This is a genomic window from Defluviitalea raffinosedens, from assembly GCF_016908775.1.
GTDB classification, from domain to species: Bacteria; Bacillota; Clostridia; order Lachnospirales; family Defluviitaleaceae; genus Defluviitalea; species Defluviitalea raffinosedens.
The window spans coordinates 26,729-51,910 of record NZ_JAFBEP010000001.1 but is presented as its reverse complement, the minus strand read 5'-3'; the positions used below and the strand labels follow the sequence as shown (position 1 = coordinate 51,910).

The window sequence follows — 25,182 nt, the reverse complement described above, 5'->3', positions numbered from 1 at the left end:
TGTGATATAAAAAGCTATAGGGACATTCCTATAGCTTTTACTACATATTCATCATTTGCATCATTTGAAGTAAGGCTTCGAATTTTTTTCTTTGATTTGGAGGAAGAGCTTCTTTCATTGCTTGAAGAATCGCTGTACTTTGCTCTTTTGTGAGCTTTTTATTGGATTTCCTTTTTTGTGCTGCCAGTTTAACAAGGCTTTCTAATATTTCCTGTTCTGATTTGCCTTTAAGGCTCTCCATCACTTCTTTTACTTCCTTGACCATATCAGGATCCAATTCATTTAAAATATCCTTTCCCATGATCAAACCTCCTTTAATTCAGATCATATTTACGCAGGTCCCATGAAAGTAGTCAGTAAATCCAGCATTTGCTTTTGCTTCTCGTTTAACATAGGAGACAGAGCTTGAATAAGTGCTTGCCTTTGATTGGATTGCTGAATATTTGCTTGAGGATTGTCTGCTTGAGTATACTTTAAGGAATGCATTTTTTTCATAAGTTCTTCTATATCGATGACCTTCATCACCATATCTACCATGCATTGCTTTTCTTCAGTACAGTGAGGACGGATGGAATTTAACATATCTATTTTCCAATTGGGATTTTCTTCGAGGCTTTTTATGGATAAAGGACTGTTATTATGTTTATATAGATCCACTGCTTTTTTAAATTCCAAGAATTTGACAAAAACCCCAAGAACCCTTTGATGATGGAGTTTCAGATAGGGAATAGCAGCCTTTATTACTTTCATTTGAGGGGTATGCAGGGTTTCATCAAACAAAATAGCAGAGGAAGGGTATACTATAGGAGCTGTACCAGGTATTTGAGACGGTGAATTTTGCACCGTGTTATTCCCCATTAGTTTTGAGAAGAGTTTTGCCATTTCCAATAGTTGAAAGATGTTGTTTGGCTCTGACTTTGCATTGGTTTCAGTATCTTGATTAACTTTAACTTCATCCTTGTTTTCATCTTTGCTATTAACTTCATCCTCCTCTTTATCATTAGCCATGAGCGCTGAAAAAAGTTTTGCCATCTCAAGGAGTTTAGAAACATCTAATTCATCATTACTTTGATCTTCAGAAACATCGGTAGGTTCTTGGTTCTCCTCTTTCATAGGGCTGCCTCCTCTGTTTAGTATATTAAAGTCCATTTGTTACTTTACAGTTATAATATGCTTATGTCCAAACCAGCAAAAACATGACAGTCTTTACGTATTTGATTTTACATTTCCTTTACGTAATTTAGCATTTGCTTGTTGGGACAGATCGATTACGAATAAGACGTAAAATACGATAAGAGCAAAGAAGAGCTTTTCATCAGCCAATGTTTTATCCTTATCAAATAAAAGCAGGAAAAAGAACAAAAAGATCATTTCGTTCAGAAGCAGCAATTTTTCTTTTTCATATTCTTTTTTCATATCAACACCTACCTCATAGAACTTCTAAAATTATTATATGATTAACGAAATGGAACGGTTCATATAATAATACAACAGACAATTAACAGATTTTTCCTTTTTGTCATACATTGGTATATGAAGAGTTTAATGAATGATCTAGGAGGGGGAAAATGTCAAATAACCAATTGCTTCAAAATCTTGGCGGAGTATTAGGTACAAACATAGACTTGCAGCAAGATCTCAACGAAATCAGAGAAATGATTCGAAATAAATTTAAAGAAAAATATATTAATAAAATTGAATCCCTTATTCAAGGGAACAGAATCCAGGCGCAGGAAAATCCTACAAAAGAAATTGCTCTGCTGCAAGCCATAAAACCTTTTATCAATCCCGATATACATGTGCAAATTGATAAGTGCATAGATGTTATGAATACCTATAGGACTTTTCAGAATATTAGCCAGCAGGTAAAAGCCGTGCAGTTTCAAAGCAATGAAAGCGGTGAAAACAATGGAAATAATGGAAACAAGAAAGATCGTCTTCTGATTCAGGATGATGGGGTTTACGAAATTGATGAACAGTGTTTGAACAGCAAATCTGCAGGAATAGGTTTAGGAAACGGAGAATTTCTCATTTTCATCCTTCTTCTTTTGTTTTTAAGCAACTCCAAATTTAATATTTAATATAAAAAAGCAGAGGATTTTTCCTCTGCTTTTTTAATAAGTAATAGCGGTGGTTATTCCTGTTCTTTTTAGCAAACGCCGCCGCCGAATCCGCCAAACAGAAGTAAGAAGATGATCAGGAAGAAGAATAAGGAATTGTCAAATCCGCCGAACCCCTGGTCTTTTGTTTCATAGCCGAAAATTCCGCCATTATTGAAAAGCAACAAGAAGAAGAACAAGAATAAGATACTAAAGTTTCCTCCATAGAAAGATTTAGATTCTGCCATAAAAAAGCCTCCCTTATTTTTTTTATTTATTTCTCACGTTTATATTCTATGCACTAGAAATATATAAATGACACAATAATGATAAAATTGATGAAACTTGGGACAAACTCATATATTACAATAGTTTTCTTTAATAAAATGAGAAAAATGTAAACTAAAGGCAAATGATTTAATACATTATTTATATAGCAATACATCGATTAAGGAATATCAAGAAAGGAGTAACGATATGGATCAATCTCTTTTACTGCTTTTATTAGGCATGATGAGTCAAAAAGGTAAAATGCATTCACACAATACTTCCGTTCATTCCGCTGATTCATCAAGGGAAACTGTTCAAGTAATTGTAGAATGCAGCATGAATGATGAAGAAGAATGTGAAATATGCAATCTGGGAAAGGTAAAGTACAGACTTCCTATGATTAATTCATACGTAGTAGAAATACCTAAGGAGAATCTTGGGAAATTGCAGCAATTAAAAGGAGTGAGAAAGGTACAGCAGGATTCCCATATAACAGCGCAGATGAATATTGCCCGGGAAGTAATTCATGCAGATTGGGCTCATCAAAGAGGGTACTCGGGCAGAGGAATAGGTGTTGCAGTCTTGGATTCAGGAATTTATCCCCATGAGGATTTTATGCATCCAAGAAACAGAATTATAGCTTTTAAAGACTTTGTAAACGGATATGAAAAACCTTATGATGATAATGGACATGGGACCCATGTGGCAGGAATTATTGGGGGAGACGGCACCAAATCCAATGGTCAGTATAAAGGTATTGCGCCGGCATGCAATTTAATAGGTATTAAAATATTGGATGAAAAAGGAAATGGAAGCACGTCCAACGTATTGGCGGGTATTCAATGGATGATTGACAATAAGGATCGGTACAATATAAGAGTAGCGAATTTATCTATAGGAAGTCCTGACAGAGAAGGAGAAAACGATCCCTTGGTAAAGGCTGTCAATGCAGCATGGGATGCAGGAATTGTTACGCTCGTTGCAGCAGGAAATGACGGACCCAGAAAGCAAAGCATTACCTCACCCGGAGTCAGCAGAAAAGTCATTACAGTCGGTGCATCAGATGACCAGAAAAGTGTGGATATTCATGGAGACATTATATCGGATTATTCTGGCAGAGGTCCTACAAAAGCTTGTATTAAAAAACCGGATGTGGTTGCACCGGGTTCCGATATTATGTCCTGTGCTTCTGACACAAAATATATTCCGGAGGATGGGCAGGACCCAGCGAATTCATTGACAACTTATTATGTAAAAAAAAGTGGAACCTCTATGGCAACCCCCATGGTGTCAGGAGCTCTGGCACTTTTTCTGGAAAGATATCCTTACGTAACTCCCAATGATCTCAAACTTCGTTTAAAAAGCTGTACGAATGATCTAAAATTTCCCCAGGAACAGCAGGGATGGGGGCTCATAGATATTCAAAAACTTTTTGGAGGAGAGATAGGTTACGGAATAAGGTATTAGAAGCCGAAAAACATCTAATGAAACACAAAAACCAGAGATTTTTCTCTGGTTTTTGCTTTTCATGTATTCTTAGTATCCAAATCCGTATCCACCAAATAAAATTAAGAATATTAACAAGAAGAAGAAAAGAGAATTGTCAAATTTAGAACCGTATCCTTCGTTGAATAATAATAAGAAGAAGAATAAAAAGATGATGTTGTAAGAACCAATGCTTTTAGCGTTTGACATTATTGCACCTCCTTTCGCAATAAATTTGGTATAAGCCAGAGGGATTATCTTTCGTATGTTATATAATATGACCTAGTAAAATTAAGTGTTACACAGCAAAAAAACCCTTGAGGGGCTTTTTTGAAAGAAATTATTTATAATCGGTTATGAGTAAAAACAGGAGTAAAATTAAGAGAAAATCTTCCAAAGCAAATCTGCCGGTGCCTTTTACAGCTGTTGTCTTAGGTTCAGATGGATTCATAGGAGTATTGCCAAAGCTATTATTTTGTCCTCTGAAAGGTTCAGGAATATCCTGAAGACCATAGGAATTCGGATTTAAATGATTCATAATGATCCTCCTTACAGTTTTAAATACCTTTTTCTATAAATTTATGAGAAACCATGGTGTTTTATAACAATGCAGAAGCAAAAATTATGTATACTAAGAAGACAATCTATCCACAATTGGATTATTATACACATAGACTCTGTGGACTATGTGGAAAAATGGTCCAAGTCCTGAAAATTAATGCTTGTAACTGTGCATAACTTTGTGGATAGTGTGGATAAAGCAAAAAATTATCCACAATTCGTAAAAAATTTATGTTAAACAGTGGCGTAAAATTTTAATAATTACATATTTTTGAATAGATTTCTTGAAAAAGATGTCTCTTGTTCATATGAGTTTTTATTTAGAAAAATGGATTTTTTGAAGGGATAATGTAAAATCTATAATATACAGGATCAAAAAAGGAGGGAGACTATGAAAGCAAAACGTCATATAAAAGAAAAGGGTCCCTTTGACATCATTGGAGATATTCATGGATGTTATGAGGAACTTATTCAACTTCTTACTCAATTAGGCTATCGTGAAGCTGGAAGCGTATACATTCATCCACAAGGCAGAAAAATTGTATCCATAGGGGATTTGAATGACAGAGGACCTTATAATCTAAAAACCATCTGTTTTATTATGAACATGGTAGAAAAAGGTCTGGGACTATATGTCTATGGAAATCACTGCAATAAATTCTACAGATTTCTGTTGGGCAGAAAGGTTCAAATATCTCATGGTCTTGAAAATACGGTGGAAGAGTATGAAAAATTTAAAAAAGAAGAACAGGAGGCTTTTAAGAAGAAATACATTAAGTTTTATGAACAACAGTCTTACTATTGGGTTTTAGATGAAGGGAAGCTGGTAGTAGCTCATGCAGGCATTAAGGAATCTCTCATCGGAAGGGAAGATGTGAGGGTAGAAAAGTTTTGCTTATATGGAGATATAACAGGAGAAAGAGATGAAGAAGGGCATCCTGTAAGAAAAGATTGGGCAAAGGAATACAGAGGAAGCGCTGTGGTTGTTTATGGCCATACTCCTGTAAGCGAACCAGTCTGGATCAATAACACCATAGATATTGATTTAGGCTGTGTATTCGGAGGAAAGTTAGCGGCGCTTCGTTATCCGGAGAAGGAGATTGTAGCTGTGGATTCAAAACAGCCTAAAGATGAAGCACGATTAAAAAGAATGGAAAGAAAATTTGAGGAATTATTAGAAATTAGCAGGATGACACAATAAAGAAAGGAGTATTTTGATGGATTTGGTTTGTCCCCTGTGTAATGGTTTTAAAAATATTGAAGTTTCATGTATGGTATGTGGAGAAAATATGAAGGATGGAGGCCTTGTATCGGATTATTATGATGATTACAGTCCATATCTCCCCATATCCATTACCAGCAGAACAGATGGATACCCTTCGGATCAATGTGTTCATTTATTTTACTGCCCTGAATGCGGTAAAGACAAACGTATTGCTATCCAAAAGGAAAGAGTGTGAAAACTGTTAAAAAGATACCTTAATTTGAAGGAAAGAGATTCGAGTCATTCATTTTTGAAAGGCGTTATATATACTTCGAATTTTAAATCAAAAGATGATATGTTTCATTAAATCCTGATAAGTTCTGCTTCTCAGCAAATAAAAGAGACAACTTGAATTATTTTATAATGGGTTTGTTTGAAGATAATGGGGGACAATGCAATAAAAATTTTTTTAAATACAATTTTAAGAATATTCTATTGACAAAGCCGGTATGATTGTATACAATCATACACAAGATTGATTTTAAGCTGAGAAGTATAGGAATCATTAAGGGGGAAAAATATGTTAGAGTTTAATGAAAAGACGAACTTACTGGAAAGAACTGAGCTTGTTTATCCGCTTCAAGATGTTTCTGAACCCAATCTATACAGAAATCTATTCAGTTATGAGGAAATCCCTAAGATTGCATTTAACCATCGACATGTGCCAATCAACATGCCAAAAGAAATCTGGATTACCGATACCACATTCCGCGACGGCCAACAGTCAAGACAGCCTTATACAACAGAGCAGATTGTTCATTTATTCGACTTACTCCACAAATTATCCGGACCCAAAGGCATTATAAGACAAAGTGAATTTTTCTTATACAGTAAAAAAGATCGTGATGCAGTATACAAATGTTTGGAAAGAGGATATGAATTTCCCGAAGTAACCAGCTGGATTCGTGCCTCCAAAAAAGATTTCGAAATGGTAAAAGAAATCGGCTTAAAAGAGACAGGAATTCTGGTTAGCTGTTCTGACTATCATATTTTTTACAAAATGCATATGACTAGAAAACAAGCCATTGATCATTATTTAGCCATTGTCAAAGAATGTATGGAAACTGGCGTAAGGCCAAGATGCCACCTGGAGGACATTACCAGAGCAGATTTTTATGGCTTTGTTGTTCCTTTCGTATATGAATTGATGAAACTCAGTGAAGAAACAGGTATTCCAGTTAAAATCCGTGCTTGTGATACCATGGGCTATGGTGTTACTTTCCCTGGAGCAACTCTTCCCAGAAGCGTTCCAGGTATTATCTACGGATTATTACACCATGCCCGAGTGCCCTCTGAATTGATTGAATGGCACGGACACAATGATTTTTATCGTGCAGTGAATAATGCTTCCACAGCTTGGCTTTATGGTGCTTCAGGAGTTAACTGTTCACTCCTTGGAATAGGTGAAAGAACAGGAAACTGCCCACTTGAAGCAATGGTGATTGAATATGCGCAGTTCAGAGGTACCACTGATGGTATGGACACAACAGTTATTACAGAGATTGCGGAATACTTTGAAAAAGAAATAGGCTATCATATACCGCCTATGACACCATTCGTTGGGAAAAATTTCAACGTTACCAGAGCAGGGATTCATGCAGACGGACTCTTGAAAAATGAAGAGATTTATAATATCTTTGATACTGAGAAGCTTTTAAACCGTCCTTGCCGGGTAGCAATATCCAATACCTCCGGTCTTGCCGGAGTAGCCCATTGGATCAATGCTTACTTTGGTTTAAGAGGAGATAAAGCATTAGATAAAAGAGATGAAATCGTAGTGAAAGTTAAAGAATGGGTAGATGCACAATATGATGACGGAAGAGTAACAGTAATTACGGATGAAGAATTAGAGGAAGTTACCTTAAAGGTAGCGAAAAATTTAAATAGAACATTAGAATAGAGGGGAAAAGGAAAATGGGATTAAATTTAACACAAAAAATTCTTAAAGCACACCTTGTTGAAGGCCAAATGATACCTGGCGAAGAAATCGGCATTCGCATTGACCAAACTCTCACACAAGATTCTACAGGAACCATGGCATACCTTCAATTCCAGGCTATGGGGATTGATCGGGTTAAAACCAAACGTTCCGTAGCTTATATTGATCACAACATGCTTCAGCAGGGATTTGAAAATGCTGACGACCACAAATACATCCAAACTGTAGCCCATAAACATGGTATTTATTTTTCAAGACCCGGTAATGGGATTTGTCATCAGGTACATTTAGAACGATTTGGTGTACCCGGAGAAACTCTTCTTGGTTCAGACAGTCATACCCCAACCGGTGGCGGAATTGGTATGATTGCCATAGGAGCTGGTGGCTTGGATGTTGCTGTTGCCATGGGCGGCGGAACCTATTATATTACGATGCCAAAAGTCGTTAACGTAAAGCTGACAGGTTCCCTTAAGCCTTTTGTAACTGCTAAGGACATTATTTTGGAAGTATTAAGAAGACTGACTGTAAAAGGCGGTGTAGGAAAAGTATTAGAATACACTGGAGATGGTATCAAAAATCTTTCAGTTCCTGAAAGAGCAACCATTACCAACATGGGAGCGGAGCTGGGAGCGACTACTTCCATATTCCCCAGTGATGAAGTCACAAGAGCTTTCTTGAAAGCACAAAAAAGAGAAGATGTATGGGTTGAATTAAAGCCGGATGAAGATGCAGAATACGATGAAGTGATTGAAATCAATCTGTCAGAGATCGAGCCTTTAACTGCTGCACCTCACAGCCCTGATAATGTTAAAGATGTTAAAGAACTTGAAGGTATTAAAGTAGATCAGGTAGCCATCGGAAGCTGTACCAACAGTTCTTATATGGATTTAATGAAGGTTGCTAAAATATTAAAAGGAAGAACTGTTCATCCAGATGTAAGCTTGGTGATCGCACCGGGTTCTAAGCAAGTATTAACCATGCTTGCTGCTAATGGGGCATTGGCAGATTTAATTGCTGCAGGGGCAAGAATATTAGAATCAGGCTGCGGTCCTTGTATCGGTATGGGGCAGGCGCCGGCAACTAATGCAGTATCTCTTCGTACCTTTAACAGAAACTTTAAGGGACGCTGTGGTACCGTATCTGCAGGCGTATATCTGGTAAGCCCTGAAACAGCGGCAGTCAGTGCAATTACAGGGAAACTTACAGATCCAAGAACTTTTGAAGGCAATATTGCTGTAGAAATGCCTGAAGAATTTATGATCGATGACAATATGATCATACCTCCGGCAGAAGATCCATCCACTGTAGAAGTGATTCAAGGACCAAATATTAAACCTTTCCCAATCAATACTGAACTTAAAGATGAAGTACCAGGAAAAGTATTGATAAAGGTTGAAGACAATATTACAACAGATCACATTATGCCTTCCAATGCGAAGCTTTTGCCATTCAGATCCAATATTCCTTATTTATCAGAATACTGTTTAACACCATGTAATCCAGACTTCCCCAAAAGGGCAAAAGAAAACAATGGCGGATTTATTGTAGGAGGAGAAAACTACGGTCAAGGATCTTCAAGAGAACATGCAGCTTTAGCACCATTATACCTGGGCGTTAAAGCGGTGCTTGTAAAGAGCTTTGCGCGTATTCATAAGGCAAACTTAATCAACTCAGGAATTTTAACTTTAACCTTTAAGAATCCTGAAGATTATGATAAAATACAAGAGTTTGACGAACTTGTTATAGAAAATGCGGTAGAACAAGTTAAAAGTGGCAATACGGTAGTCGTAAAGAATAAAACGCAAAACACCGAGTATGAAATGTCCTTGGATGTTTCAGACAGAGAAAGACAAATGCTTCTTTTAGGAGGAAAAATTAACCTTATTAAGCATCAAAATGCTGCAGAGGGTAAGTAAAAGGGGAGTGTCATGAATGAATAACATGATTCAAGAAGCGAAAGAGAAATTTGGAAAACTGGTAGAAGAACAACTTAAAAGAGTAGAAATGATGAAAAGCCAGGGAGACTTTATCAATTATAAAGAACTGGATCAAATTATTATCGGAATTGTTGGAGGAGATGGCATCGGACCTGCGATTACAGCACAGGCTCAGAGAATCCTGGAGTTTCTTTTAAAAGATGAAGTAGAAAAAGGAAAAGTTCGCTTTAAAGTAATAGACGGTTTGACCATTGAAAACAGAGCAAAAGTAAATAAAGCAATTCCTGATGATGTTTTAGAAGAACTTAAAGAATGTCATGTGATTTTAAAAGGACCTACGACTACTCCAAGAGCCGGAGACCCATGGCCAAATATTGAAAGTGCCAATGTGGCAATGCGAAAAGAATTAGACCTTTTTGCCAATGTGCGTCCCGTAAGAGTACCAGAACAGGGTATTGACTGGACTTTCTTCAGAGAAAATACAGAAGGGGCTTATGTTCTTGGCTCTAAAGGTTTCCACATTAATGAGGATATTGCCTTTGACTTTAAAGTAATGACAACCCAGGGAATTGAAAGAATTGCAAGAGCAGCTTTTGATTATGCAAGAGCCAATGGGAAGAAAAGAGTAACCATCGTAACAAAGGCTAACGTTGTAAAAACGACGGACGGTAAATTCCTTAATATCTGCAAAGAAGTGGCTAAAGATTATCCGGAAATAGAAGTGGATGACTGGTATATCGATATCATGACCGCTAAACTAGTGGATGAAAAGAGAAGAACCCAGTTCCAGGTTATTGTGCTTCCAAACCTTTACGGAGATATTTTGACCGATGAAGCTGCAGAGTTCCAGGGAGGAGTTGGAACAGCAGGAAGTGCCAATATTGGAAAGAGATATGCTATGTTTGAAGCAATCCATGGTTCAGCCCCCAGAATGGTGGAAGAAGGAAGAGCAAAGTATGCAGACCCAAGCAGCATTATCCGTGCAGCGTCCATGCTTCTTTCCCATATCGGATATGTGGAAGAATCTCAAAAATTAGACAAGGCAATGGATATTTGCACCCGTACTGAGAAAAAACTTGTGATTACAGGAAGAGATACGGGCGCTACCAACGAAGAGTTTGCAGATTATGTTATGGAAACCATTAAATCTTTATAATGCATTCCTCCTTTGAAAAAGTTATCCATTAAAAAGATATCGTAAATTTTAAAGTATGCAGTTGTAAACGGATAAAGGAGGATTACCGTGACTTTTGATCTTCAAAAAGAAGTGAGCGATCACTCACTGAGAGGTCGAGTCTTTCACAAAATAAGAGAAGACATATTAGAAGGCAAATATGCGGCAGGGGAACCATTAACAGAAGTGGCGATTTCACAAAATTTGGGTGTTAGTCGCACTCCTGTCAGGGAAGCTCTTAAGCAATTAGAGTTAGAGGGGCTTGTCACTTCTATTCCCAATAAAGGGACGGTGGTCTCGGGGATTAGTAAGCAGGATATTATAGACATCTATGAAATACGTTCCTTAATTGAAGGCTTGGCGGCCAGATGGGCGGCGACGAAAATAACAGATGAACAATTAAAGCAGTTGGAAGAAATTATAGAATTGACAGAATTTTATACAGAAAAAAACAATATGGAGCATTTGCATGAACTCGATACACAGTTCCATGAAGTCATTTATGAAGCTTCCAACAGCAAACCTTTAAAACATATATTATCTGATTTTCATCACTACGCACAAAGAGTAAGGATGCAGTCTATCGCAACCCCTGGCCGTGCAAAAAAGTCCACAGAGGAACATAAAGCCATTTTAGAAGCAATCAAAAACAGAAATCCCGAGGAAGCAGAAAGACTTACCAATCTTCATGTTAAAAATGTTAAAGAAAATATGATGAAGTATTTAAAAGGCTGACGATCGTCAGCCTATTTTTATTGTAATAGGAAATCCCTTTGAATTGCCTGTGTAATAAGAAGTCCTCCAGGCAGTAAATGCACTTGCAAATAAATCTTTTTTGCAGATTTATTTTGCAAGTGCATTTACTATGTAAAAATAAATTATGACGATAGACGTATGAAGCAAAATTTCCCAATGTAAATAATACAAGTAACGGGTTGTAATAAAACTTTAATTATTTTTGGACATACTATAACTGCAATACATTAAATGAAGAAAGGAGAGGATCCATTGAGCAAATTAATTACGCTGACGGTTACAGGAGGTTTACTTCTTTCTTCAGTTTTTAATGTATTTGCAGTTGAAACCAATAATATCAGTCCAGTTACTTTATCTGTAAAAACAGAAGCAGAATCTGTAAAGAAACCTCATAGGAAGTTTTACAGATGCGATGTAGAGCAGTGGGTAGAGCAGGGAATCATTACAAAAGAGCAAGCCGAGAAATGGAAAGAATTCAATAAGAAATATGAAGAGCAAAGGAAAAAAGAGTTGGAGAAAATCAGGAAGATGACCAAAGAAGAACGCAGAGTTTATTTTGAGAAAAAGAAACAACAGAAGAAGGATTATTTCGATGAGCTGGTAAAGGAAAAAATCATTACTCAGGAACAGGCCGACAAGATCAAAGAGCAGATTTTGCAAAATCATCAAAACAAAGAAAAAGAAAACAGATAATGTCTTATTTTTAGAAATCCTTTTAGATAAGAAGTATAATCTTCGATTCTAAAAGGATTTTTTTGTAAGAATTATACTAAAAGGATAGATTGTGGATAGGATTTATAACCAATTTCTGATAAAATATTATAGGTTCTAGGTAAAAATATTACATATCCAAGTAAAAAAAATCCGTTCGAATGTGCATTATTGACGGGTATAATCAAATTGTAAATCAATTCATAGGGGGAAAGTGATTATGAAAAAGAGATTTTTAAGTTTCTTATTGTGCATTATGATGGTTGCATCCCTTGCTGTCGGATGCGGATCAAAATCAGACAACACTCAAACCAATGAAGCGAATACTTCAACGAACAATGAGACGAATACTGAGACATCAGGGAATTCATCAGGTGAAGTTACATTAACACTTTGGAGTATTGCTACAGAAAGTGATGCATTCAGTCCTGCTTATGCTAAAGCTATTGCAGATTTTGAAGCAGCAAATCCAGGTGTAAAAATCGTGCATGAAACTTTTGAAAACCAATCTTATAAGACAAAGATCAAATCAGCAGTTGCTGCTAATGAACTTCCTGATATTTTCTATACTTGGGGCGGTGGATTTTCTAAGCCTTTTGTAGACTCAGGCAAGGTGTTACCACTAGATGATTATTTTGCAGAATATAAAGATGAATTACCAGAAGTAGCTCTCACAAATGTAAGATTCGACGGAAAATTATATGGTGTTACTTTTACAACGCCATTATCTGCAGTTTTTTATAATAAAAAGATGTTTGAAGAAAACGGTGTAAAAGTTCCAACTAACTGGGATGAATTCATTGAAGTTTGTAAGACATTTAAATCTAAAGGGATTACTCCGATTGGTATCAGTGCTAAAGATACATGGGTAATTGCTATGACTCATGACAATTTGGTATTAAAATCTGCAGGGCCTGAAAAAGTAGCTGCAGCACTTACAAAATCTGGACAGACTTATAACGACCCTGACTTTATAGAGGCTTCCAAAAAATTGAGAGAACTGATAGATTTAGGTGCATATCCGGAAGGTGCTCCTGGTTTATCTAACGACGAAGCAAGTGCGATGTTTTATAATGGTGATGTTGCTATGTTCATTACAGGAAGCTGGATGGCAGGCTCTATTCAGACAGACCCAGAAAATCCAGAAGATTTTGACGTATTCCCATTCCCTGCGGTAGGCGGCAAAGGTAAAGAAACTGACTTTATGGGTGGAGCAACCGATTCCTTAATGGTTAATGCATCTGGTCCTCATAAAGATATAGCTGCAAAAGCAGCATTTGAACTTGCAAAAAGTATTTCAAAATATGCTTATCTTGACGGTGCAGGAGTAGCTGCATGGAAAGTAGATTATGATGACAGCTCAGTAAACCCAATTACTAAGAAAATCGCAGATATGGCATCTAAAGCAACTTCCTTTACAATTTGGTATGATACATTAATGGAAGCTGAAGATGCAGGAGAATACCTGGCATTGTTACAAGAACTTTTCATGGGAAATATTTCTCCTGAAGAATTAGCTGAGGCAATGGCAAACCAACTTGAGCAATAATAGGGAAAAGAAAACCTTTCTAGCAAATGCATAGCTCTTCAGTATTTGTTTAGAAAGGTTTTCGCTCTTTTTATATAAAGCATCTTATAAGGAGGCAGACGATGGATTCGGTAAGAAAGAATAAATTAGCTATTTTTGTATTCATTTTTCCTGCGGCACTCTTGTTTACAGCTATCATCATATTACCAATCTTTATGTCATCATATTATAGTTTATTAAAATGGGACGGAATTAATAAGGGAGTATTTATAGGGCTTAAAAATTATATTGAGTTATTTACAAGTAAGTCAGCAGGATTTCCAAAAACTATAGGGAATGCTTTAGTACTTGCATTTTTATCCGTTTTTATACAGCTGCCCATCTCATTGGGATTGGCTTTACTTTTGTCTAAAGGTGTAAAAGGTGAAAGATTTTTTGTTTCTGTGTTTTTTCTCCCAGTGCTAATTTCAACCGTTGTTATTGGACAATTATGGATGAAAATTTATAATCCTGACTATGGAATTTTAAATGTTGGATTAAGAACCATAGGATTGGGGCACTTAGCCAAGCCTTGGCTGGGAGATCAAAAGACAGCATTATTGGCTGTATTTGTTCCGATTTTATGGCAGTATGTAGGTTATCATATGCTTTTGATGTATGCAGGCATTAAATCCATTTCTCCGGAGTTCAGAGAAGCTGCAAAGATAGACGGCGCCACAGAATGGCAGATCTCAAAGCACGTTATTATTCCGATGCTTAAGCCAGTTATAAAAGTAAGTGTCATTTTTGCAGTTACGGGTTCTTTAAAGGCTTTTGATTTAATATATGTCTTGACCAATGGCGGCCCTGCCCATGCCAGTGAAGTACCAAGTACTCTGATGGTATCGATGATCTTTGAACGCAACAGATATGGATTTGGCAGCGCCATAGCGTTATTTATCATCTTCCTGTGCTTTTTCTTTGCCATCGTGATTCAGAAATTCTTCAAAACGGAGGTGGACTAGATGGAGAGCAGTGTAAAAGCAAAGTCAAAGGATATTATAATCTATACTATTTTAGGCATATGGGCAGCAATCAATCTTTTCCCTTTATATTGGATGTTTACATTTTCTCTTAAGGACAATAGAGAAATTTTCGGTGAAAATGTGGTGGGCCTTCCCCGAAAGTGGCTCTGGTCCAATTATGAAGCGGCTTTAACCACAGGGAATATGGGCTTATATTTTATTAACAGTATTATTGTTACTTGTGCTACAATTATATTGACAACGATATTTTCTCTCATGGCGAGTTATGCCTTAAACAGGCTTGTATGGAAGGGAAGAAATTTAGTCAACAGTATTTTTATGCTGGGTCTGACTGTTCCGATTCATGCAGCACTTTTACCGATTTTTATTATTTTAAGGAATTTAAAAATGACGAATTCCTATCAGGCATTAATTATACCTTATACAGCTTTTGCTTTGGCTATGGCTATTATGATTTGCGGAGGATTTATTGAAAATATACCGAGAGAGCTGGAGGAAGCAGCGTGTATTGACGGAGCCGGTATTTTTGGAATCTTTTTTAGAGTCATATTACCACTTATGAAGCCTGCTCTTTCTACCATTGCAATTTTTACTTTTTTACAGGCGTGGAATGAGCTTATGTTTGCAGTCATCTTCATAAGCGACTCGAAGTATAGAACATTATCAGTAGGAATCCAAACACTGTCCGGTTCTTATACGACTGATTGGGGCCCCATTGGTGCGGCGCTGGTTATTGCAACATTCCCGACACTGGTTGCCTACAGCTTTATGAGCAAAAAAATACAGCAAAGTCTGATGGCAGGAGCAATCAAAGGTTAAAGGAGGAAAACAATGAACTCACATGAATTATGCAAAAAGAAAGCAAAAGAACTTGTAGCACAGATGACTCTGGAAGAAAAAGCAAGTCAATTGACTTACAATTCTCCGGCAATAAAAAGGCTGGGGATTCCAGCATATAACTGGTGGAACGAAGCCCTTCATGGAGTAGCCCGGGCTGGCACCGCTACCAGCTTTCCGCAGGCAATTGGCCTTGCAGCTATTTTTGATGAAGAATTTTTAAGAGAGGTAGCTGACACTATAGCAGAAGAAGGCAGGGCAAAGTATAATGAAAGTTCCAAACATGAAGACAGAGACATCTATAAAGGTTTAACTTTTTGGTCTCCAAATGTCAATATTTTCCGAGATCCTCGTTGGGGCAGAGGACATGAAACTTATGGAGAAGATCCATTTTTATCTGCAAGATTAGGGGTTGCTTTTATAAAAGGACTTCAGGGGGAAGGGGAAGTTTTAAAAGCTGCGGCCTGTGCAAAGCATTTTGCAGTACACAGTGGTCCTGAAGATTTACGTCACGAATTTAATGCAGAAGTGAGTTTGAAAGATTTATGGGAAACTTACCTTCCGGCCTTTGAAGCCTGTGTCAAAGAAGGAAAAGTAGAATCTGTTATGGGGGCTTACAACAGAACCAATGGAGAACCTTGCTGCGGCAGCTATTTCCTTCTTAGAGATATCTTAAGAAACAAATGGGGATTTGATGGCCATGTGGTATCAGACTGCTGGGCAATTAAAGATTTTCATATGCATCATATGGTAACCAGTACACCTCAGGAATCTGCAGCTCTGGCAATCGATGCAGGATGTGATTTAAATTGCGGTAACACATATCTGCTTCTTCTTCAGGCTTTGCAGGAAGGACTTATAACAGAAGAGCATATTACAAGAGCAGCTGAAAGACTGTTTACTACCAGATTCAAATTAGGATTATTTGAGGGCAGCGAATATGATCAAATTCCTTATGAAGTGGTAGAATGTAAAGAACATATTGAACTGGCCATCGAAGCGGCAAGAAAGAGTGCAGTACTTTTAAAAAATGACGGCATTTTGCCTATTGATAAAACGAAGGTTAAAACCATCGGCGTCATCGGACCCAATGCTAACAGCAGGCGTGCCCTGAAAGGAAACTACTATGGAACATCTTCCAGATACATTACCGTGTTAGAAGGCATTCAGGATGAAGCAGGAGACGAAGTAAGGATTCTTTATTCAAAGGGTTGTGAACTGGTAAAAGACAGAACAGAACCTTTGGCATACTCCCATGACAGGCTTATGGAAGCAGTAACTGTGGCAGAACACAGCGATATAGTGGTTTTATGTCTTGGACTGGATGAAACCATAGAAGGAGAAGAGATGGACGAAGGCAATAATGTTGGTTCGGGGGATAAGAAGGATCTGGAATTGCCGCAAGTACAAAGAAAACTTTTAGAGAAGATTGTAGCAGTAGGAAAACCCACAATACTTTGTCTTCTAGCCGGAAGTGCTATCAATTTAAGTTATGCCCAGGAGCATTGTAATGGTATTTTAATGGCCTGGTATCCGGGAGCAAGGGGAGGAAAGGCGATAGCAGATATTTTATTTGGAAAAACTTCACCATCTGGAAAACTTCCCATAACCTTTTATGCTTCTCTTGACAATCTGCCGCCTTTTACAGATTACTCCATGAAAAATAGAACTTATCGTTATATTGAAGAAAAACCTTTATATCCATTTGGTTATGGTTTAACATATGGAGATGTGATTTGTACCGGTGCGGTTTTGGAAGAACCTATAAAACTTAATCAGGATATAAAAATAAAAGTATCTGTAAAGAACAGGGGTAAAGTTGCTACAGAAGATGTTGTGCAAGTCTATATTAAAGACGAAGAATCCAGATATGCTGTGAGAAATACCAGTTTATGCGGTTTTAAAAGAATTCACCTTAATGCTGGAGAAGAAAAAGAATTTCATATGATGATTCCTTTTGAATCATTAAAAGTTGTAAACGACGAAGGAGAAAGAATTTTAGACAGCAATAAGTTCACCCTGTATATTGGCGTTTCTGGTGCGGATGAAAGAAGTGTAGAATTAACAAAAAAAGAACCTGTCATTCTCCCTCTTATACTTAATTGTGCGAAGTAAAAGGTTTTCATGAAGCGTCAGATGTTTTATAATAATTTTATAATCTGTGGATGTGGCATCTTTTGACCTGAAATAAGAATGTATAAAAAATTTTTTAGAAAGGTCTCCAATAGAAATTATGAAGCATTTAAAAGAAAAAATAAAAACTTGGTTCTATTCCAAAACCCTGAAGCAAAAATTAAGATTTTTATTTATAACTTTAGCTGTTTCATATATTACTATATTTTTTCTGATCTATTCTTTTTTTATAAAAAGAAATATGATTGATTATGTGAAGGACAATAATTATCATTCTATGATTTCTATTGGAAACAATCTGAATACTGAATTTGGAGCTGTCAGCACAATGAGCCAGCTTATAATGACTGATCCTGCGGTGGTTGATTATTTAAAAAGTGATCGTAGTAATTCTCCAAGATTATTGCAAAATGCAATGATGACAATGTATGATATTGGTAATACTTTTAATTATGTATCTTCTATCTATGTATTCAGAATGGATAAGAATTACGTTAATGTTGGGAGAGAAGTTACTTATATCAATAGGAACATTATATACGATCCAAAATGGCAGGAGGAAATTATAGAGAAAGCTGGCTTATATGCTATAAGAGTGAACGGAGATGGAGCCTTCAAAGCAAAATCTGGAAAACCTGTAATATCCTTTATTCGTCTGATTAATGATCTGGATACACAAAAACCCATTGGTCTTATAGTGATCAATTTAACGACAGATATTCTCAGAAACTCTTTTAAAGACATGACAAGTCAGGACAGGCATTTTTGCTATTATGATGATCAGGGCAATATCTTGTTAGGAGATGAAAGAGTAAAAGAATTTCAGGAAATGGAAATTGGCCAGAACGAATTTGAACAAGTTTCCGAAGAAGGCTTTTTTTATACTAAAATATTGTCTCGTTTTCATATACCGGATACGCCATTCACTATAGCCAAAATTGAGCATTTGTCTTTTAAAAAATATTTTTCTTCACAGGCGATTATGGTGATTACGATTATTATTGCACTAACCATTGTATGTTTAATCATCATCGGAATATTTATATCCGTATATGTGGCAAATCCACTGGAAAAATTGGTCCAATACATGGACAGTTTAAAATTAGGATGGCAAAGAAAGGAAAGTCTGCGCTTGTCCAATAATGATGCGGGATATTTAAAAAATATTCATAATTATAAACTGATTGAGATCAATCGTTTAATAGATGAATTGCTGGAAAAAGAAAAAGCCATGCAAAAAGCGGAGCTGGAAGTGCTAAGAGAGCAAATCAATCCCCACTTTTTATATAATGCTTTAGGCACCATAGCAGATCTCGCTCTGCAAAATTCAGCGGATGAAGTTTACGATGCCATTGAAACGCTGGGAAACTTCTATAGAAGATTCTTAAGCAAAGGTAGCAAAGAGATTACAATCAGAGAAGAAGTGGCAATTGTAAGGGACTATCTGAAGCTTCAAAAACTAAGGTATGAAGATGTATTTGAGGATGAATATGATTTACAGGAAGATTTGCTGGATATCAAAATACCGAAATTAATTTTACAGCCTTTAGTAGAGAACAGTTTGTACCATGGAGTAAGGTTAAAAGGAGAGAAAGGCATTATCAGAGTGTCTGTCTATGAAAAAGATCAACGGCTGCATATCGTTGTCTACGACAGTGGCGTTGGAATGAATCCAGAGCAAATCCAATCTCTCATGAATGAGAATAATAATAAAAGCTTTGGATTAAAAGGCACGATCGAACGCATCCGTTATTATTATGACATGGATGACGTTTTTGAGATCAAGAGTAAAGAAGGGGAATACTGTGAAGTGGATATAAAAATCCCATTATAGGGGGGCTGTAGATGTATAAGGTAATGATTATCGATGATGAAAAATCCCTTAGAAATCTATTGAAGAATGCTATCCAATGGGGAGAGTTAGGGCTTGAAATAGCTGGCGAAGCAGCCAGTGGCATTGAAGCCATTAATATTATTGATGAAATTAAGCCGGATATTGCATTTGTAGATATTAAGATGCCCTTTATGGACGGAATAGAATTTTCAAGAGTAGCCATTCAGCGGTATCCGGATTTAAAAATAGTCATTCTGACTGCATTCAGTGATTTTGAGTATGCAAGAGAGTGCATAGGCATTGGTGTGTGTGAATATTTGTTAAAACCCATAGTACGGGCAGATATTAAAGCAGCTCTGGAAAAAATCATTAAAAAACTGGATGAAGAACGTCCAAAGAAAGCAGAAAAAGAAGTTACAGTGGTTCCCGGGAATGACACGATCCGTAAAATTGAAGAATATATTCGAAAAAATTATACTCAGGCGGATTTGAACTTAACATCCATTGCTCAGACTTTCGGATTTAATGCAAGTTATTTAAGCCGGTTGTTTAAAACAGAAACTGGGAAAAACTTAATAGATTACCTTACAGAATGCAGAATGGAACAAGCAATAGCTTATGCCAAACAAGGGATGCTCATGTATATGACGGCCAAAATGGTTGGTATTCCTGATCCCAATTATTTTGGGAAGTGCTTTAAAAAATACACGAATCAAACGTACTCTGATTTTATGAAGCAATGCAAAAATGCAACATAAAACGAGCCAAAGCATATTGGCTCGTTTAATTTTTATATGAGAAAACAGTTATATTCCAAGCATAGACTGCAGCTCATCCCATTGCTCATAAAGACGCTCCAGTTCTTCTTCTAACTGACTCTTCTTATCCAGCATTTCCGCAGATTTTTTGGGATTTGTATACACTTCTTCCAAGCAGAGCTGTTCATTGATTGCTTCTATTTCATTTTCTGTCTCATGAATTTGCTTTTCTATTTTCTCAATACTTCCCTGAAGTTTCCTCTGTTGTGCCTGTTCTTCTTTTCTTTTCAGCCATTCTTCTTTTGAAGAAGATTTTTCCGCAGGAACAGTTTCTTTTTCTGTATGTTCGAATTTGATTTGATTTCTTTTTTCAATATAATAATCATAATTACCGAGATACTCTTTTATGCCATGAGGGGTAAGTTCCAGGACCTTATCAGCTGTTCGATTGATAAAATAGCGGTCATGGGAAATATATAGTACCGTTCCCTCATAATGATTTAATGCATCTTCCAGTACTTCCTTGGATAAAAGGTCCAGATGGTTCGTCGGCTCGTCCAGGAGCAGAAAATTACCTTCTGAAAGCATAATTTTTGCAAGAGATACCCTTCCTTTTTCTCCGCCGCTTAAGCTGGAGATTTCCTTAAATACATCATCTCCGGTAAATAAGAATGCTGCCAGGATATTTCGTATTTCTCCAAGGGTTAAAGTTGGATAAGCGTCCGATATTTCGTCAATAATAGTTTTGTTATAAGATATATTTTGATGTTCCTGATCATAGTAACCGATTTTTACATTCGTACCAAGTCGAAAGAATCCACTGTCAGGATCAATTTGGTCCAATAATATACGAAAAAGAGTTGTTTTACCGACTCCATTGGGACCGATCAGAGCAACTTTTTCGCCTCGTTTTAAATCAAAGGAAACATTTTCAAAGAGTTTACGATTGCCAAAAGCTTTTGATAAATTCTCCACATGAAGAACATCATTGCCGCTTTGGATTTTTGGCTCTAATGTAAGCTTCATGGAAGAAGGGAGGGCTTCAGGGCGTTCAATTCTTTCTATCTTTTCCAAAGCTTTTTCGCGGCTTCTGGCTCTTTTTATAGACTTTTCACGATTAAAGGAGCGAAGAGTTTGAATGACTTCTTCCTGGCGCTTGATTTCTTTTTGCTGAGCGAGATACTGGTTCATTTGTATTTCACGGTTGATTTGCTTGTATTTTGCATAGAATGAATAGTTTCCATTATATACAGATGATTTAGTGTTTTCGATTTCAATGACTTTCGTAGCAATACGGTCCAGAAAATATCTGTCATGGGATATAATCATAACTGTACCGGAATAACTTTTTAAGAAATCCTCCAGCCATTCGATCGCACTGATGTCCAGATGATTGGTTGGCTCATCCAGCAGTAGAACAGAAGGACTGGATAAAAGAAGTTTTGCCAGGGCAACCCGGGTTTTCTGTCCTCCGGAGAGTATATTAATGGGTTTGCTTATTTCACTTTCATCAAAACCTAATCCTTTTAATACTCCTTTGATTTGGCTTTTGAAGCCATATCCGTTCTTTTCTTCAAACTCATGCTGGAGCAGGGAATACTGACGCATAAGATTTGAGAGATCTTCCCCTTTATGAGCACTCATTTTTTCTTCAAGAAGACGGATGGAAGACTCTATTTCAAGAAGTTCGGAAAAAACAGTCATCATTTCATCCAAAATCGTATTATTTGTATTAATTTCCATGTTTTGAGAAAGATAACCTATAGAGGTATCCTTAGCTTTAAAAATTTCACCGCTGTCATAAGATAGTTCTCCGGCCAGAATTTTAAATAAAGTGGATTTACCTGCACCGTTTACACCAACAATAGCTACTTTCTCTTTTTCTTCTATTTGAAAGGTAATATTTTTAAGTATGATATCCGTTCCAAAGGTTTTGGTGATATCTTTACACGCCAAAATCATATTGCCACCTCTTACATTTGATCATAAGCATACTATAAACTATGATATCAAAAAGCCGACCAAAAAGAAAGGCGTGATTGACATTATTTTTGTATCAATGTTATACTTTAAACATACTTTATGTTACATTAGGCGAAAGGAGCTAGAATCAATTGGATACAGATAGAAGAATTTCAATTGCCGTAGTAAAGCGGTTGCCTAGGTATTATCGATACTTGGGAGAGCTTCTAGAGAACGATATCACTCGTATTTCATCCAAGGAACTCAGTGAACGAATGGGAGTAACAGCTTCCCAAATTCGTCAAGATTTAAACAATTTTGGAGGATTTGGACAGCAGGGATACGGGTATAATGTAGAATATTTATATAACGAGATTGGAAAAATATTAGGGCTGAACAATACATATAAGTTTATTATTGTTGGTGTGGGGAATTTAGGACAAGCCTTAGCAAACTATACTAAATTCGAAAAAAGAGGATTTATTCTTAAAGGTTTGTTTGATGTGAATCCGAGATTGATAGGTATGACGATCAGAGGGATAGAAGTCAGAGATATTGATGAAATGGAGTCTTTCGTAAAAGAAAACAAGATTGACGTTGCATTTCTTACTTTACCTAAGTCTAAAGTCAGAAAGGTTGCAGAAGACTTGGCAAAGTGGGGAATCAAAGGCTTATGGAATTTTTCTGCTGTGGACTTGGATCTTTCACCTGATGTGGTGGTTGAGGATGTCCATTTATCCGATAGTTTAATGATCATGTCTTATAACATTAACCGAAAAAAGCTTAAAAAAGAAGCAGAGATGAAAAAACAAAACAAATGATAGGAAGTGCGTGAAGACAACATGAACATATCCGAATTTCTTATTAGCCCTATTGCAGGAAGTGTAATAGGGTATTTTACCAATTGGCTTGCGATTAAAATGCTTTTTCGCCCTCATGAAGAAAAAAGGATTTTTGGGATGAAAGTACCTTTTACTCCCGGGTTAATTCCCAAAGAAAAAAATAGAATAGCCAAAAAGGTGGGCGAAACTGTAGGAAAACATCTTCTTTCTGAAGAGGCTTTGGTAAAGGCATTGGTGGATGAAAAAGTTCTTGAAAGTTTAAGAAGTATAACAGCCAATGCTTTTTATAGTCTAAGAAATAATGAAGAAAGCCTGGATACCATTCTCACTGAAATTTTAGGAGATCATAAGAACAGTACCATAGACTCCATAGAAAATACTTTAAGTCAGTTTATCTTCAGTAAAATTAGCGATCAGCAAGTATTGGACGAAATAACTTCATTAATTATGCATCCTATTAAAAGTATTTTAACCAGAAAAGTGGAAGACATACCTGTAGAAAATATAATTCAGTCTGACTTTTTGCAGGGTGATACCTTTAGACAATGGATTATAGGCGAAATTATAGAACTAAAAGACAGAATTCAAAATGAAGAGCGTACCATGTCAGAAATCATCCCGGATTCATGGATGATCTATGTGAAAGAAGTTATAAGAGACTATTTTCCTGGTTTGGTTACTCTTCTCATAGACTATATGAATAAACCCTTTATACAGCAGAAATTAAAGCAGATTCTTTTGGAACTGATACAGGCGAATTTAGGGAAACTGGCACTTATGTTCGTAGATGCAGACAAAATATATGACAAGACGCTTCGATATATAGAAGAAAGCGCACAAAACGAAGAAAAACGAGAAGAAATTCTAAAGCAAATTAACAGTTTTATAGATTATGTCGTAGAAAAACCTGTAAAGGAATGGGCAGACAAAATTCAGCTGGCCCATCATACAAGCGAAATAGAGGATATACTCAATAAAGTAATCTTATATTTTACAAAAGAAGAAACACTGGAAAAACTTAAGGCAATGATTAAAGAATACATGAGTAAGCAGGATCTTACTGTACTTACTTTAATCACTGCAATTAAGCCTAATATAGTTCAGGATATGCATCAATGGATCAGAGAATATCTGGAAAACCTTATTCAAAAAAATGAGATTTTCAAAAAAATAAATCTTTTTATTTCAAAAGAAATAAAAAGATCCTTAGAGGTCCCTGTTTCTCGTTGGGTGAAAAGAATTGGAAAATCATTGGAGGAAAAGATACAAGATGCCGTTATAAAATATTACAAGCTAATCATTACGAGTAAATCCTCTGAAATCGCTGCCCTGCTGGACATTCCTCATATAGTTGAAGAAAGGATCATGGACTTCGAAACGGATTATACTGAACAGATCATTTTATCCGTTGTGGACAGAGAACTAAAAGCCATAACCTGGTTAGGAGGTCTTTTAGGCTTTATCATAGGATTTTTTCCGGTGTTGTTTTAATAGTTTTGAAACATTTTTTCAATCGTATTATTTCGTTTATTTTTTTCAGGACTTACCGTTATATCCAGCAAAAGGTTTGAGACATATACTCTCTCAATCCATTCTTCGGATGAACGGGCATTAAGTCCTTTTTTTATACTTTCTGTAAAATAATCCGTTCCGCCCATTTTAGTGAGTTGCTCATAATCAAGAGTTGGAATGATTTCTAATATAGCGATTCGAAGAGAATTAAGCTCAGCCTGAGTTAAATTCTTTTTAGAGGAAGTAATATAAAAGTCGGCGGCTATACTGTGAGATTTTCCGTCGGAAGAGAAAATAGACGAACGAATTTCTTGTATTGAAAAGCCGTATTCTTCCTTAGAATTAAAAGATGGCAACGGGGAAGATATAAAATAAATGATAATAAATATGGATATTGCAAGCAATACTGCTGAAATCAGAAAAATACCATAAAGTAGCCATCGGATATAATTAACCGAGAAATTATTCTGGGTCATAAAATCTTCATCTCCCTGGCTTATAATTTTTTAAATAATAACTTTGATTGCTCAGATCTTTATACCACTGCAATCAAAT

25 protein-coding genes are annotated in these 25,182 nt (G+C 36.4%); 17 read left to right on the top strand and 8 right to left on the bottom strand.

Annotation, left to right across the window (positions count from 1 at the left end; genetic code table 11):
* Positions 1-40 precede the first annotated feature (40 nt).
* The 3 genes from JOD07_RS00270 to JOD07_RS00260 all read right to left on the bottom strand — a co-directional run bounded on the left by JOD07_RS00270 (position 41) and on the right by JOD07_RS00260 (position 1,416).
* Positions 41-301, bottom strand: a complete 261-nt coding sequence (locus JOD07_RS00270; RefSeq protein ID WP_158739676.1) for a hypothetical protein — start codon at positions 299-301, stop codon at positions 41-43.
* A gap of 29 nt (positions 302-330) precedes the next feature.
* Positions 331-1,113, bottom strand: coding sequence for a hypothetical protein (locus JOD07_RS00265; protein WP_158739675.1), 783 nt, complete (start codon positions 1,111-1,113; stop codon positions 331-333).
* Positions 1,114-1,206: 93 nt separating this feature from the next.
* Positions 1,207-1,416, bottom strand: a complete 210-nt coding sequence (locus JOD07_RS00260) for a hypothetical protein (protein WP_158739674.1) — start codon at positions 1,414-1,416, stop codon at positions 1,207-1,209.
* A gap of 152 nt (positions 1,417-1,568) precedes the next feature.
* Between JOD07_RS00260 and JOD07_RS00255 the strand changes: the two genes are divergently transcribed.
* Positions 1,569-2,081 carry a hypothetical protein gene (locus JOD07_RS00255; protein ID WP_158739673.1) on the top strand — a complete coding sequence of 171 codons (513 nt, stop codon included), beginning with the start codon at positions 1,569-1,571 and terminating at the stop codon, positions 2,079-2,081.
* A gap of 68 nt (positions 2,082-2,149) precedes the next feature.
* On the opposite strand, the gene JOD07_RS00250 is transcribed toward JOD07_RS00255, so the two are convergent.
* Complete coding sequence (locus JOD07_RS00250; protein WP_158739672.1) at positions 2,150-2,347, bottom strand: hypothetical protein; 198 nt, start codon at positions 2,345-2,347, stop codon at positions 2,150-2,152.
* 523 nt (positions 2,348-2,870) lie between these two features.
* Between JOD07_RS00250 and JOD07_RS00245 the strand changes: the two genes are divergently transcribed.
* The gene (locus JOD07_RS00245) at positions 2,871-3,836 is read left to right on the top strand and encodes a S8 family peptidase (RefSeq protein WP_158739916.1); all 966 of its coding nucleotides are present in this window, start codon (positions 2,871-2,873) and stop codon (positions 3,834-3,836) included.
* Between the two features lie 69 nt (positions 3,837-3,905).
* Here JOD07_RS00245 and JOD07_RS00240 read toward each other — a convergent pair whose 3' ends face one another.
* Entirely contained in the window at positions 3,906-4,064 is a 159-nt protein-coding gene (locus tag JOD07_RS00240; protein WP_158739671.1) for a hypothetical protein, read from the bottom strand.
* Positions 4,065-4,194: 130 nt separating this feature from the next.
* Entirely contained in the window at positions 4,195-4,392 is a 198-nt protein-coding gene (locus tag JOD07_RS00235) for a hypothetical protein (protein ID WP_158739670.1), read from the bottom strand.
* A gap of 414 nt (positions 4,393-4,806) precedes the next feature.
* On the opposite strand from JOD07_RS00235, the gene prpE reads away from it, so the two are divergent.
* The 13 genes from prpE (at position 4,807) to JOD07_RS00170 (ending at position 20,311) form a co-directional block, all read left to right on the top strand.
* Positions 4,807-5,616, top strand: coding sequence for a bis(5'-nucleosyl)-tetraphosphatase PrpE (prpE, locus tag JOD07_RS00230; RefSeq protein WP_204611566.1), 810 nt, complete (start codon positions 4,807-4,809; stop codon positions 5,614-5,616).
* A 16-nt stretch (positions 5,617-5,632) separates the two neighbouring features.
* A complete protein-coding gene (locus JOD07_RS00225; protein WP_158739668.1) occupies positions 5,633-5,875 on the top strand; it encodes a hypothetical protein in 243 nt (80 codons plus the stop codon).
* A 324-nt stretch (positions 5,876-6,199) separates the two neighbouring features.
* The gene (locus JOD07_RS00220; RefSeq protein WP_204611564.1) at positions 6,200-7,579 is read left to right on the top strand and encodes a beta/alpha barrel domain-containing protein; all 1,380 of its coding nucleotides are present in this window, start codon (positions 6,200-6,202) and stop codon (positions 7,577-7,579) included.
* A gap of 14 nt (positions 7,580-7,593) precedes the next feature.
* Positions 7,594-9,534, top strand: coding sequence for an aconitate hydratase (locus JOD07_RS00215; RefSeq protein WP_158739666.1), 1,941 nt, complete (start codon positions 7,594-7,596; stop codon positions 9,532-9,534).
* Positions 9,535-9,550: 16 nt separating this feature from the next.
* Positions 9,551-10,711: an isocitrate/isopropylmalate family dehydrogenase gene (locus JOD07_RS00210; protein ID WP_158739665.1), complete on the top strand. Its 1,161-nt coding sequence runs from the start codon at positions 9,551-9,553 to the stop codon at positions 10,709-10,711.
* A gap of 87 nt (positions 10,712-10,798) precedes the next feature.
* Positions 10,799-11,464 (top strand): GntR family transcriptional regulator, encoded by a 666-nt coding sequence (locus JOD07_RS00205; protein ID WP_158739664.1) that lies wholly within the window; start codon positions 10,799-10,801, stop codon positions 11,462-11,464.
* A gap of 273 nt (positions 11,465-11,737) precedes the next feature.
* Positions 11,738-12,178 carry a hypothetical protein gene (locus JOD07_RS00200; protein WP_158739663.1) on the top strand — a complete coding sequence of 147 codons (441 nt, stop codon included), beginning with the start codon at positions 11,738-11,740 and terminating at the stop codon, positions 12,176-12,178.
* A gap of 238 nt (positions 12,179-12,416) precedes the next feature.
* Entirely contained in the window at positions 12,417-13,745 is a 1,329-nt protein-coding gene (locus JOD07_RS00195) for an extracellular solute-binding protein (RefSeq protein WP_204611562.1), read from the top strand.
* 101 nt (positions 13,746-13,846) lie between these two features.
* On the top strand, positions 13,847-14,728 hold the full coding sequence (locus JOD07_RS00190) for a carbohydrate ABC transporter permease (protein ID WP_158739661.1): 882 nt from the start codon (positions 13,847-13,849) through the stop codon (positions 14,726-14,728).
* Positions 14,729-15,568 carry a carbohydrate ABC transporter permease gene (locus JOD07_RS00185; RefSeq protein ID WP_158739660.1) on the top strand — a complete coding sequence of 280 codons (840 nt, stop codon included), beginning with the start codon at positions 14,729-14,731 and terminating at the stop codon, positions 15,566-15,568.
* A 12-nt stretch (positions 15,569-15,580) separates the two neighbouring features.
* Complete coding sequence (locus tag JOD07_RS00180) at positions 15,581-17,701, top strand: glycoside hydrolase family 3 C-terminal domain-containing protein (protein WP_204611553.1); 2,121 nt, start codon at positions 15,581-15,583, stop codon at positions 17,699-17,701.
* A gap of 259 nt (positions 17,702-17,960) precedes the next feature.
* Positions 17,961-19,553 (top strand): sensor histidine kinase, encoded by a 1,593-nt coding sequence (locus tag JOD07_RS00175; RefSeq protein ID WP_204611551.1) that lies wholly within the window; start codon positions 17,961-17,963, stop codon positions 19,551-19,553.
* Positions 19,554-19,564: 11 nt separating this feature from the next.
* The gene (locus JOD07_RS00170) at positions 19,565-20,311 is read left to right on the top strand and encodes a response regulator transcription factor (RefSeq protein WP_204611549.1); all 747 of its coding nucleotides are present in this window, start codon (positions 19,565-19,567) and stop codon (positions 20,309-20,311) included.
* Positions 20,312-20,359: 48 nt separating this feature from the next.
* On the opposite strand, the gene JOD07_RS00165 is transcribed toward JOD07_RS00170, so the two are convergent.
* The gene (locus JOD07_RS00165) at positions 20,360-22,273 is read right to left on the bottom strand and encodes an ABC-F family ATP-binding cassette domain-containing protein (RefSeq protein WP_158739656.1); all 1,914 of its coding nucleotides are present in this window, start codon (positions 22,271-22,273) and stop codon (positions 20,360-20,362) included.
* A 152-nt stretch (positions 22,274-22,425) separates the two neighbouring features.
* On the opposite strand from JOD07_RS00165, the gene JOD07_RS00160 reads away from it, so the two are divergent.
* Complete coding sequence (locus tag JOD07_RS00160) at positions 22,426-23,094, top strand: redox-sensing transcriptional repressor Rex (RefSeq protein ID WP_158739655.1); 669 nt, start codon at positions 22,426-22,428, stop codon at positions 23,092-23,094.
* 21 nt (positions 23,095-23,115) lie between these two features.
* Positions 23,116-24,606, top strand: coding sequence for a DUF445 family protein (locus tag JOD07_RS00155; protein WP_204611547.1), 1,491 nt, complete (start codon positions 23,116-23,118; stop codon positions 24,604-24,606).
* Here JOD07_RS00155 and JOD07_RS00150 read toward each other — a convergent pair.
* Positions 24,603-25,103 (bottom strand): hypothetical protein, encoded by a 501-nt coding sequence (locus JOD07_RS00150; RefSeq protein ID WP_158739653.1) that lies wholly within the window; start codon positions 25,101-25,103, stop codon positions 24,603-24,605. The two genes, JOD07_RS00155 and JOD07_RS00150, sit on opposite strands and share 4 nt — an antisense overlap.
* Positions 25,104-25,182: the final 79 nt, after the last annotated feature.